Source organism: Brevibacterium oceani (genome assembly GCF_013623835.1).
Lineage (GTDB): Bacteria > Actinomycetota > Actinomycetes > Actinomycetales > Brevibacteriaceae > Brevibacterium > Brevibacterium oceani.
On the sequence record NZ_JABKDE010000005.1, the window covers coordinates 145,882 to 158,334 of the forward strand.

Here is a 12,453-nt window from a genome sequence, read left to right on the forward strand (position 1 = left end):
GATGACGGCCGTTCACGGGTCTCAGCCATCTTCGTGCCGAGGAGACATACGCCCAGAGCCCGCACTGCGCTCAGTGACTGCAGGAGGACCACATGACGTCGAAACCCGCCACCGTGGTGATCGGTTCAGCCGGTCGACGCCTGTATCTCATCGATTGGTTCCGGCAGGCCTTCGACACACTCGAGATCGACGGTCGAGTGGTCGTGACCGAGAACGACGAGACGAGTTCGTCCGCGACTTATGGGGACATCGGCATAATCATGCCGAAGTACTCGGACCCTGCTTATGAGACCGCGTTGTCGGACCTCATCGCCGACCTCGAACCGCAGCTGTTCGTCTCCGTCAACGACTATGAGCTCCTTCACCTTCATGTGAATACGGACCTCGCGGACCGGATGCGACAGTCGGGAGTGCTCGTCCCCGGCGTGTCCGTCGAATGGCAGCGCGGCTGCGTCGACAAGTTGCGGATGGCACAGATGCTCTCCGCGATCGGCGTGCGCACTGCGCCGACGTTCGCCGGCGGAGACGGTGCAGGACTGTCGGCACTTGCAGCGGATACCGATGACGTCGTCGTCAAACACCGGTTCGGCAGCGGTTCGTCAGGTCTCGCAATCGTGCCCGCTGGTCGGGCAGAAGAAGCTGTGGCCGAATCGCTGCTCTCCGCACCTGCGCAATCGGGCGGTGAGCCGACTGCCGACGATGTGGTGGTCCAGCCCAAACTCTCCGGCTCCGAACACGGTGTCGATATCGTCGGTGCACTTCATGCCCCCGGTGACCTCGCCGCGGTCCTTGCCCGACGCAAGCTGCGGATGAGAGCGGGCGAGACGGATAAAGCGGTGACGGTGGATCCTGCCCCGTTCGTCGCGAATTCTGCTCTCATCGCGGAAGCGGCCGGGCTCACCGGACTCATCGACGTCGACATGTTCCTCGACGAGGAGGGCAGTGCCACGGTCATCGACATCAACCCTCGCTTCGGAGGCGGCTATCCGTTCGTCCACCTCGCCGGCGCCGATGTTCCGCTCTACTATCTGGCTCAGGCCATGGGCAGAGACGACGGCCACGAGTGGAGTCGCTATGATCCCGGCGTCGTCTCGGCGAAATACGAAAGCATTCGAGTCGCGGGAAGGATACCGGTGACGCCTACCAGTTCAGTTGAGTGATCGGGACCTGAACAGACTCTCTGGATCGGGCATCTCGTTGATGAAGTGCTGCCTCTTCCCGTATCCGATGACGAGTTCTGCTGAGTCGTAAGAGAAATCGCAGCTCACGATGCCGCCGATGCTTCCGTTCAGCAGAGCGCGCAGGCGCGTTTCGATCTCGGCCGACTGCGGCGCGTTGAGCACCCATGTGAACTTGCCGAAATCATTCTGACGCAGCTGGAACTGCTGAATGTCCTTCATTCGATCGACCGGTTCGAGGATCTCCATGTAGAGCAACCGCCGTGGCGCTTCTTTGGTACCACCGATGGGGAAATCGCGTTTCCGACCCCGCAGTTCCTGCAGGACGCCCGGTACTGTTCGGCCTGTTTTGTCGACGGCGAACCGTCCGAGGTCCCCCGTGTCATACCGGAGGTAAGGCGACGCCCGATTGTACAAGTCTGTGACAACAATTCTTCCGAGGGCACCAGGTGGGGCCGGGCAGTCGCTCTCCAGCTCCAAGATCTCGAAATGGAACGCCGATGTGTTGAGTGTGTATCGGGACAGACCGCCGTCGGAGATCCCGAAGAGTCCGTTCTCGGTGTTCGAATAGCGCATAAACAGTTTGACACCGGCCTGAGACCGCACAAGCCGGTCCAGTGACTCGGTAGCTGGTTCGCCGATGCCGAGTACGGCGCCGATGACTCCCTTGTCGAACTCGATATCGAACTCTCGGAACCCTTCGAACAGGCTGTCGAGGTAAGAACACAGTGCGACGATGATAGTGCCTCGTCGATTCCTCAGCCACCGGGCAATCGACCTGATGCTTCGCTCATCATTCTCACCCGTATACATTCGTTTGCCCTGCAGCAGAAAGGCACATTTGAGGCGGCGTGACACATCGAGCCACGACGTACCATGGATCACCGCGGCAAAGGGGTCGGCACCCATGAACTTGTGAATTGCCACCATCTCTGACCGATGGCGGGCGATCCGATCTCTGTCAAAATACGACCGGTAGCGGATGCCGGACGTGCCCGAGGAGAACCTCACCGTCAGCGTCTCAGGGCTCACCCGCTCATCGAAGAACTGCGAACGATCCGCCACCATCATCGGCTTCGTGACCACCGGCAGCGATTCGAAACCCTCACCCTTCAAGTTCTGATAGAAGGGCACATGAGTGCGAGCATGGTGCGCGATCTGTTCCAATGCGGCAGAGGAAGAGCGGGATGCGGGGTTGTTCAGAGTCGAAAAGACCTCTTCGACGACTGACGGGGAGACTCCGTTCGGCAGCATCTGAGCCGCGAATCGGCGGGCTGTGGACAACATGAGGTTTCCCTTCTCCTCTTTCGAGTATCTGTGGGTGCGTTGGCGCGCTGAGGACTTCGAGTCTGGGACCGTCTGCCACTGGACTGGGTCACGGTGCAGCTCCAGCAACGGCTGCGCCTCGAAGCTCGAAGTACGCAGCCATGGCGGCAATGACTTGGTCGATGTCGGCATCGGTCATCTTCGATCCGCTCGGGAGGTTGAGGCCGTTGGAGAAAATGCGTTCGGAGACCTCTCCGCCGTACATCGGAACCTCTGCGAAGACCGGCTGCAAGTGCATCGGCTTCCACAGCGGGCGGGTCTCGATATCGTGTTCGGCCAGCCAAGCTCCCAGTTCGGTCGCTCTGAATCCGGCCCGACGCTCGTCCACAAGGATCGCAGTCAGCCAGGCGTTGTCGCAGTGGTCGTTCTCGTTGCCGAACACAGAAACCCCCTGCACCGAGGCGATTGTGTCGCTGTAGCGTCGACGGACTTCCCGTCGGCGATCGATCATCGCGTCGAGCCGGGTCAGCTGCGCCCGTCCGAGAGCAGCGAGCAGATTGCTCAGCCGATAGTTGAACCCGATCTCCCGGTGTTCGTAGTGAGCCACCGGCTCCCGGGCCTGGGTCGACAGGAAACGGGCGTATTCTGCCAAGCGGCAATCGTCGGTGAGCAGTGCTCCACCACCCGAGGTGGTCATGATCTTGTTGCCGTTGAATGACACGACCGCGGCGTCACCGAAGCTGCCGCAGGCGGCAGTTCCGTAGCGGGATCCCAGCGATTCGGCGGCGTCGACGAGGACGGGGACGTCGAATTCGGCCGCGATCGGCAAGATCCGGTCGTAGTCGGCAGGCCGTCCGAGCAGGTCGACCGGGACGATTGCCGCCGGCTTCCTCCTCCCTCGGATCGAGTTCTTCAAAGCCCGGTGCAGCTGTGCCGGATCCATGTTTCCGTCTGCGGAGCAGTCGACGAATACAGGTTCGGCTCCGCAATAGGTGATGGCGTTCGCCGTTGCGGCGAATGTCATCGTCGACGTGACCACCAGGTCTCCCGGCTGCACTCCGAGACCGAGAAGACCGAGGTGGAGAGCCGCCGTTCCGGATGAGAGCCCAACCGCATGAGCGACTCCGACTTCAGCCGCAAGCTCGGTCTCGAACGCTTCGAGGTCGGGACCGACAGGTGCTATCCAGCCGCTGCGAAACGCGCGCAACAGGAATTCCTCTTCGAGCTCCCCGACGTCGGGGCCCGACAGCAGGATCCGACTGACAGCTGGAACAGGCTGAGGCTCCACTGCGGTCGGCGGCTTCGTCGGTGCCGCGTCCGAGATCGTCATGACCTGACCTCGTCCGTGACCAATCTGGCCGGTTCCGGCAGGAGGGCGGAACCGCCGACGGGTTCTCGGTGACTCGCTCGACGGCCGAGTTTCGGTTGAGGACGGCAGTTCCGATTGCAGAAATCGTCGATGACGCTCCGCTCAGCCATGACGATGGGCAGATCGGCAGGAGCGAGCTCCGGCGCTTCGACCCGACTGATCTTGTCATGGATGCGGATGACGGTGCCTTCGTAGTCGCCGAAGAGCTCCTCGTCGAGCTTCTCGCCTTCGCGCAGCCCGGTATAGACGATCTCGGTGTTCTGATTCGACATTGCGACCAGGCTCCGCGCGATGTCGACGATGCGCACCGGTTCGCCCATGTCGAGAACCATGACGTAGCCGTCTTCGCCGATCGTCGCCGCCTGCAGCACCAGCTGGCAGGCCTCCGGGATCGTCATGAAGAAGCGTCTGACCTCCGGATCGGTCACAGTGATCGGACCTCCCTGTCTGATCTGCTCCTGGAAAGACAGCAGCACAGATCCGCGTGAACCGAGGACATTGCCGAAGCGGACCGAGAGGTAGGTGCCCGGCGACTTCGCTGCGAAGCCGCTGACCAGTCGTTCGGCGATCCGCTTGCTCCGCCCGAGTTCACTCGTCGGCGCGGCGGCCTTGTCCGTCGATATGTTGACGAAGGTTTCGACTCCCACCGCGTGAGCGGCTTCAAGGACATTGAGGGTGCCATGGACGTTCGTCTTCCAAGCCTCCTCAGGGAACCGCTGCAGCATCGGCAGATGTTTGAGCGCCGCGGCATGGAAGACGATCTGCGGCTTCGCCTCGGCGAAGATATGGTCAAGGGCGCTCCGGTCGCGGATGTCGGCGAGCACCGTATTCGGCGACATCAGCAGCGCCGAACCATAGAGCGTGAGTTCGACTCCATGCAGCGCGGTCTCATCCCGATCGAGCATGACGAGGCTATCGGGATGGAGAGCGAACAGCTGCCGGCAGAGTTCGCTGCCGATCGATCCCCCTGCTCCGGTGACGAGCACGCGCTTGCCGGCCACCTTCTCGGCGATCTCTGCCAGATCGGTGTGCACCGGGGCACGGCCGATGAGGTCCTCGACCTTGATATCGCGGATATCGCCGAGCTCGACCTTCCGAGTGACCATCTCTGCCAGCGGAGGAATCGTCCTCAGCCACTTCCCTGTCGGCTGCAGACGATCACGGCAGGTCTGCAGGAACTCCGCTTCGGAATCGGCGATTGCGACGATGACTCCGGAGACATTGAGCCATCCGGCCACCTCGGCGATCTCCTCACTCGTCCCACGGACACGAACCCCATGGATGCTCAAGTGGCGTTTGTGCGGGTCATCATCGATGAGCCCGACGGGAAGATAGGCGCCGTCAGGGCCGGAGAGCATCTGCCGAATGAGGGACTCGGCGGCGGCACCGGCACCGACGACGAGCACTCGCTCACCCTGCAGCGGGCGCGTTGCGATCTGGTGGGACCAGCGGACGAGGTAGCGGCTGCCGGTCATGAAGATGACGGCGGAGAACACAGTGAGCAGAACGAACGGAGAATCCCCCAGGGTGACAGCCATCAGACCGCACGCGATGATCAGAGCGATGACGGCGATGCCGCCGTATTCGGCGAAGCTGCCGTAGTGGTAGCGGCTGCGGTAGAGACCGATGAGCAGGCCGAGGAGCAGCTGCAGAATCACCGCGGCCGCGGCTGCGGATGCGAGTTCGACTGCGCCGACGGCACCTGTGCCCATGACGGCCGATGCGAGCAGTCCGGCAAGAGCCCATGCCGCGATGTCGAAGACCAGCTGGAACCTGGTCTTGCCCCTCCAGATCCGCGTTGCCAGCCGCGCCGCCCATCTCGCACCGGAGGTCACCGGGGCCGGCGGGGCCGCACTCACACTGCCCGTCCGAGTGAGTGGATTCGGATGTTCCGACACAGTCATCGTGATCTCCCATGCTCGACTGATCCGGCCCAGTCGTTGTGGCTGCCGGGCATCGTCGGTGAGAGCCGACGATGCAGCGATTCCGACTTCGGAATGCGTCGACTTCACGCTATGGGGGTTCGGTGGCTGCTCCGCCACTTGCGGCGGAGGGACTGCGGTCATCCGCGGGGTCCGTGCGGAATGCCGCGCAGAGGATTCCTCCCCCGCCTGTGCTCAGACGGCGGCAAGGCGCGGGTTGCCCGCCAAACGGGACACGAGTTCGGTTCGCGAACCGACGTCGAGCTTGCGATAGACAGCGGTGAGCCGGAGTTCGACGGTGCGCAGCGAGACGAAGATCCGTTCGGAGATCTCCCGGTTCTTCAGTCCGGCACGGACCAGCTCGACGACCTTGAGCTCCTCATCGCTGAGTTCGCCGAGGCGCGGCAGCTCTGGCCCTGCCGGCGCCTGAGGCTCTTCGACGATCTGCCCGGTGCGGAGGTGTTCGGCGAGTCGACCAGCCCCGACTTCGCGAAGCAGTGCCGCAGCAGCGAGCCGCTGTTCGCGGGCCCTCAGCGTCGAGCCGTTGTCGGTGAGCCTCGCTGCGAAAGCAGCATGAGTGACTGCCTTCTCGAAGACGAATTCGGAAGCGCTGGCCTGTCGCAGTGCTCGCCCGAACAGATCGGCGGCAGCATCTCCGGCAGCCAAGAGGGCTTCGCTCCGACCAACGACGAGTTCGGTCCACCGAGAAGGGCACGTCTTCGCGCGGTCACGCAGCTTCTGGAGCAGAAGAGTCGCATGCTCCCGCCTGCCCACACCCACCAACGCTTCGATGAGGTCGCCGTCGATTCGACGCACGTTCGGGTTGATCTCGTCCACGGACAGCTGCTCGCAGCGTCGCAGGTGCCCGAGCGCTTCGGCCGGACAGTCGATGCGCAGCAGGTATCTGCCCTGAAGCGCATTGAGCTCGGCCAGCAGGCGGTGGTTGTTCGTCGCCGAAGCCCAGACCGCCGTCCGTTCCTCGACGAGCCGTGCTTCGCCGGTGCGTCCGGTCAGCAGCAGCTTCCACGAGTGCAGCAGCAGAATCCGATCCTGCCGAACGACGACGAGTCCTCTGCGCTGGTCGGCCTCCGCTTCCGCGATGACCCTGTCGATGACCTCGACGGCCTGACTGATCCGGCCGAGGCGCATGTCCAGATCAGCACGGACACAATCCACCTGCCGCTTCCAGACCCTGGCCGCTGCACAGGTCTCACCGATGAGATCGAGTACGGCGGTCGCGGCTTCATAGTGCTCGGTGAGCACCAGCCCCTGGGCCACGGCGAGGCCGAAGCTCGGTCTGATCGAATCCTGATGTTCCTGCAGGCTCGCGAATCCCGCGAGCGCCGACCTGTCGTCCCCGCTGTTGCTGTCGAGCAGGATGCGCACGGCGCGGACAAGCTGCTCGTCGCCGTCACGGACGTGCTCAGCGGCGGCTTCGGCAAGTGTCAGAAGCTCCTGCGCTCGCACGAATTCGCCGCGTTCACAATGGCAGAGCGCCAGAGTCAGCTGCAGGCGCGCTACTTCGGCGGGCGCCTGCTCCGATTCGCAGCTGCTCCACGAAGTGAACAGCGAGGACGGCAGCGTCTGCGTCTCGAGGAAGACGTTGCGGACCTCGAGCGTCCGAGCGCGGACGACGACCGCGGCCCGGCTCGACCGGGAGGCGATCCGCACATAGCGGCGCGAGAAGGCGAACTGCCCGTGATCGGACAGTGTCTCGGCGATCTCGACCAACTGACCGCGCAGCTCCTCGACGTCGTCGCAGACTCGGATGGCCCGTTCGGCGAATTCGGCACCTCCGGCAGTGAGTCCGCGGCGCACCAGGCCGAGAGCGTGCGCCGCCAGCTGCTGCGCGGTCTCCTCACCCGGGTCGATGAACGAGACATGCCATGCCTCGATCTGCGGCCATGTGTCGGCACAGTCCTCGGCCAGGACGAGGTGGGTCCGGCGTCGCTCGCTCGCCCCCATCGACTGCTGCACCATGGCACGGACGAATCCGTGCGGTATCCGCAGAAAGGCTCCCCGACGTTCGATCGTGCCGCGCGATTCCAACTCATCGACGGCTTCCCAGAACCCGGGCAGCCTCCTGGCCAGAGGCCGCAGCGGAGTCAGCGGGGACAGCGACAGGCATCTGAGCAGCGCATCGGCATCGGGCGTCAGCCCCTCGACGTAGTCGGCGATCATCGGTCGGCTGGCCGGTCCCACTCGCACCGGGATCGACAGCGCGATCTCCCCGCGCATCTCACTCGGCGCCATCTCCTCGAGGATGTGGCTGACGGCCAAGGGACGACCAGCTGCGGCGTGGGCGGCGACCTGGGCCGCCTCCTCGGCGATCCTCGTGTGTCCGAAGCGGGCCAAAGCGAGTTCACGGGCGAGTTCGAGGAGCTCGGCGATGCTGAGATCCGCGAGTTCGATCTCCGGCACTGAGGCGAACGGACCATCATCGTCGATCGACCGAACCGTGATGACGATGTGCAGACGTCCTGACTTCAACCGGCGCAGCGCCTGACCGAGCAGCCGCTGCGAGTCCATGTCCATGTCATCGGCATTGGGCACGAGGATGAGCGTGTCCTCCTCCCCGGGGATCGATCGGAGAGCTGCCATCATCCTCGGCACGATCTCATCGGCGGCGAGCTCCGCCGGATCGGAGGGTCCGTTCGCGGATGCGCTGACTGCGGCGAGCAGACCGCCTAACCCGGACAAGGGCGTGTCCTCGTCAAGCGGACTCGATGCGACCCTGATGACCGTCCCGTCCCACTCCGACTCGAGTGCCCGCAGGATCGAACGCCTTCCGGACCCGAAGCCGCCGGTGAGAGCAGCGGCACGGTGTCGGGAGAGGAGGGAGCGGAGGTCGCCGACTTCCTTGCGACGAATCACCTGACGCATGATCCGCCTCCCGTCGTCGGGTTCGGGAAGATCGTTCGGAGAGGGAGTCCCGGCCCGGGAACGGCCGCCGCCAATCGCACGGCGCGGGGATCGGTTCGCAGAGGAGTCTGAGGTGTGATGTCCATACTGAGATACTGCTCGCCGACAGCCGTCTCGGACCAGGTGGTCGATACGGGAATACCCTTCAGGTCACTACTCAGTCACCGGCTGGTCACCACTGGAGCATCACTGCGAGTACTCACTCGTGTCCGAAATCCCGCAGTCGCGCATACTCGATTCGAGCTCAGGCGCGCAGTCGGCCTTCGGCATCTCGCATCGCCTCGGCGACCTGTTCTCTGCGCTCAATGCCGAGTTTTCGGAACAGCCGGTACGTGTGCCCCTCGACCGTTCGCACCCGCACGCCCAGTTCCGCAGCGATCTCCGCATTCGATCGGCCGGCGACGATGAGCACACTGATCTGCTTCTCCCGGGCAGTCAGCCCCGTGACCTGCCCACCCGGCCCGCGGCTCTGGCTGGTTCCGAATCGCGCAGACAATGCGACACATCTGCCCGCCAGGTCTGGCATCGCCGCTCCGTATTCCTTCGCAAGAGAGGTCAGGGCTGCACGATCATGATCACGCAATGCAGCGCCGAGGCGGCCGACGAGGTCGAACTCACGCCCGGTTCCGTGCGCGGCCGCTTCACACATCGCCTCAGGTGCGATCTCGCCGAAGTGCAGGAAGAGGTGCAGCCGGATGAGCACGACGATCGCCGCTGCCCCATCGGATTCGGCTTCCTCCAACATCCGGCGCAACTCGTGCTCGTACCTGGGCTCCCCGGTGCGTATCGCTCGTGCAGTGGTTCGCAGCACGAGTGCACGGCGATATTCGTGATAGAGAGCCGTGACCGGCAGTTCGTCGAAGCGGGCGTGCAGGTCGTCGGCTTCAGCGGCGGTTCCGACACGTGAGACCGCATATTCGGCCTCTGCCAGCGCGATTGCCAGCTGGGTGCCCATGTTCCAGTATGTGAGTGATTCGATCGCGGCTCGCAGCGCCTTCATGGCGCCCGGCAGATTGCCTTCGAGCAGGTGAGTCTTCGCCCACAGCAGGTCGATCGGCCCGGAGCGAGCCGACAGGTATGCGATGTCATGAGTCGACAGTGCCGTCATCAGCTCTCTCGCCTCAGCGATACGTCCCAGCTGCAGAAGTGTGCGGCCCTGCAGCATGGTCAGGTGAAGTGACCCCGTGCTCTCGTTGCTGAAATCGGATCGAGCGGATTCGAGGAGTGCGAGTGCTTCCAAGGTGAGCCCCGAGTCGAGCATGTCCGTTGCGTGCAGCATCGTTTCGAGCAGATGGAAGCTGCCCGTTGCACCGCTCTCGTGAGGGAGTCCGCCGAAGACGTCCACGGTGATCGGTCGTTCTTCGGCCACGACGGCAGCGACTCGGTCGAGAAACTCGAGTCCGAACTCTGCGCCCACTCTCCCTCCGGAGTGTCCGTCACCTTCCTCGTGCAGCCGATTCAGAGCGGTGCGGAAGTCCGCAAGTCGCAGGGCAGGAGACATGGATGCGAAAGCGCGGTTCATCCACACCACAAGCGCGTCGACGACCAGTTGGGCACAACATGCGGTACGGACCGCGTGGGCCAGGATGTCGAGACCGAGGGGAATCTTATTGCAGCCGCAATAGAGCAGAGCGACCGAGTGCAGCTCGTGAGGGCTCATCCGCTCCGTCGGGATCTCCGCGATCAGTCGCATAGCCCGATGCCAATCGCCGAGGCGGGCGGCGACCAGTGCGGCGTCGACGGTTCTCGACTCGCTGACCTCTGCTCCGCAGATCATTCCCCATTCGGCCCTGACCACCTGCGACCATTCCGAAGGTGCATCTCCGCACGCGTCGATGAAGTCGAACCACTCTCGACTCCGACCGGTCGGGGTTGTGTACCTGATCGTGTCCGAGGTGTGGTTCTCCACCGCCTCATAGATATGGGGTCTCTGCGTATCGATCTTCAGCTCTCCGGCGGCCACGAGCGCATCTGCAGCTTCCCCGAGGCCCACCTCGAGCAGTGTCGCAAGCTCCACCTCTCCCGCGAGGACGACCAGCTCGAGGGCTTCCGCCTCCCGCGGCGAGTGGTCAGCGAGACCGATCCGTGCATAATCACGGGCACGCGCGTCGTAGTCGGTATCGAATCCGTCGAGGATCCACACTCCCCGGCGCATGAGGAAGCGCGAACGTCGTGCGGTGTATTCGAGGAGTTCGATGAGCTTTCCCGGATTGCGCTTCGAATGGAAGTCGACGACATCGACCACGGCCTGGGACACGATATGACCGAGTCGGTGTTCGATCATCGACCGATAGTCCTCAAGGGGCAGAGGACCGAGGACGAGATGCTGGAGCACACGGTCTTCGACCAGAGTCGAGAACGGCATGACTCCGCCCTCGAGGTTGGACCGTGACATCGCGACGAGCCTGATCGAGCCGACGCTGGCCAAGTCGGTCAGGATCTCCTTCGAGCGGGAGTCGAGCAGGTGGGCATCATCGACGAAGACCGCCCGCGGGACTCTAGTCGAGGTGAGCCGGGACACGATTCGCCCCAGCAGCGTGGACGGGTCACCGTCGAGGTCGACGAGCAGACCGAAGACGCCGAACTCGGTGTTCTGGTGCACACGGTCCCCGCGGATCCAGATTCCGTCTCTCCCGTCATCGAAGGCCGTTCTCCCCAGGAGTGTCTTGCCGACGCCGATCTCACCTTCGATGAGAATGCCGGAGCATTCCGAACAGCGCAGCGACTGACGGATCAGTTCGAGTTCGCCCTTGCGCCCGAAGATCTTTGCTCCGTCACGAGCACTCGATGCGGCTGCTGTGTTCAGGTCCTCAGCCATTCCGCCACCACCTCTCGCAGCTCCTGCCGATTGGCCACGTGAACTCGGCGGTAGAGTCGACCGAGGTGCCATTCGATGGTTCGGGCCGACAGGTGCAGTTCTTCTCCGATCTCCGCGCTCGTTCGACCTTCGACGATGCCGGTGACGATCGAGTGCTCGAGCTCGCCCAGATTCTCGTGGAACCGTTTGCCGTCGGCATCGAAGTCGAGCACGCGCCGGCTCCGGCCCAGTAGGATCCGGGCTTCTTTGGCGGCTGCGGCGTCGCCTTCAGCGACGGCGCGCTTTCGGGCCTCGCCGGACAGTTGGGCGCAGAGCACGACGGCGCCGAAGAGCAGCGCCTCACGGGCCGCGGTGATAAGCGCCTGCAGTCCGTCGGTGCTGAAGGCATGGGCCACAGCACGCAGCAGGCGACCGAGGGCACCATCGACCCTGGCGGCCGACGCCGCCAGGCAGGCGATGGCCTGCTCATGCCCGAGTCGCCCGGCTTCGAGCCAGGCGAGGCAGGCAAGCGTATGCGCACCGTGCTCGTCCGCCCAGGCCCCGAGCTCGTACAGCTGCGGGCCCGCGGCCCCCGGCGACGTCTGCGCCAGTGCCTGCAGATCGAAGAGCCTGGATTCGAAGGACGCCCACCAGGAATGCCGACTCGCTTCGGCGTCCTCGTCGCTGGCGATCGAGACGACTTCGGTCCGCTGATGTGTCAGCACAGCGGAGAGAGACAGAGCCGACCTGGCCATTCCCGCTATATCGACGATGTCGCAGGGGTCGGCCCCGAGATTGAGTTCGTTGAGGAGGCGGTGGGCCTTCGCCGCGTTTCCAGTGCGCAAGTCGATGAGCGCGTTCGTCAGTCTGGTCAGCCGTCGACTGGAGGTCAGTTCATCCATCGCCGTTCGCGCCTCGGCCCAGTTGCCGGCGATGAAATTCGCCACGAAGAACTGCGGGACGGCATCTTCCCGTTCGAACGATTCAGGCCCGGGAAGT

7 protein-coding genes are annotated in these 12,453 nt (G+C 63.9%); 1 reads left to right on the top strand and 6 read right to left on the bottom strand.

From position 1 onward, the window contains the following. Window positions 1-92: 92 nt before the first annotated feature. Window positions 93-1,160 carry an ATP-grasp domain-containing protein gene (locus tag HK401_RS12575; RefSeq protein ID WP_181275012.1) on the top strand — a complete coding sequence of 356 codons (1,068 nt, stop codon included), beginning with the start codon at window positions 93-95 and terminating at the stop codon, window positions 1,158-1,160. On the opposite strand, the gene HK401_RS12580 is transcribed toward HK401_RS12575, so the two are convergent. From HK401_RS12580 to HK401_RS21190, 6 genes are all read right to left on the bottom strand, one after another. Beyond that, window positions 1,149-2,636, bottom strand: a complete 1,488-nt coding sequence (locus HK401_RS12580) for a phenylacetate--CoA ligase family protein (RefSeq protein ID WP_181275013.1) — start codon at window positions 2,634-2,636, stop codon at window positions 1,149-1,151. The genes HK401_RS12575 and HK401_RS12580 overlap by 12 nt on opposite strands. Further along, window positions 2,554-3,774 carry a DegT/DnrJ/EryC1/StrS family aminotransferase gene (locus HK401_RS12585; protein ID WP_181275014.1) on the bottom strand — a complete coding sequence of 407 codons (1,221 nt, stop codon included), beginning with the start codon at window positions 3,772-3,774 and terminating at the stop codon, window positions 2,554-2,556. Before HK401_RS12585 ends, HK401_RS12580 begins: the two co-directional genes overlap by 83 nt. Next, window positions 3,771-5,672, bottom strand: a complete 1,902-nt coding sequence (locus HK401_RS12590; protein ID WP_181275015.1) for a nucleoside-diphosphate sugar epimerase/dehydratase — start codon at window positions 5,670-5,672, stop codon at window positions 3,771-3,773. The genes HK401_RS12585 and HK401_RS12590 overlap by 4 nt, the downstream gene beginning before the upstream one ends. Window positions 5,673-5,930: 258 nt before the next feature. Further along, window positions 5,931-8,618 (bottom strand): helix-turn-helix transcriptional regulator, encoded by a 2,688-nt coding sequence (locus HK401_RS12595; protein ID WP_181275016.1) that lies wholly within the window; start codon window positions 8,616-8,618, stop codon window positions 5,931-5,933. Window positions 8,619-8,901: 283 nt separating this feature from the next. Beyond that, window positions 8,902-11,475, bottom strand: coding sequence for a LuxR family transcriptional regulator (locus tag HK401_RS12600; RefSeq protein ID WP_181275017.1), 2,574 nt, complete (start codon window positions 11,473-11,475; stop codon window positions 8,902-8,904). Then, the gene (locus HK401_RS21190; protein ID WP_258234195.1) at window positions 11,460-12,209 is read right to left on the bottom strand and encodes a helix-turn-helix transcriptional regulator; all 750 of its coding nucleotides are present in this window, start codon (window positions 12,207-12,209) and stop codon (window positions 11,460-11,462) included. Before HK401_RS21190 ends, HK401_RS12600 begins: the two co-directional genes overlap by 16 nt. Between the last annotated feature and the right edge of the window lie 244 nt (window positions 12,210-12,453).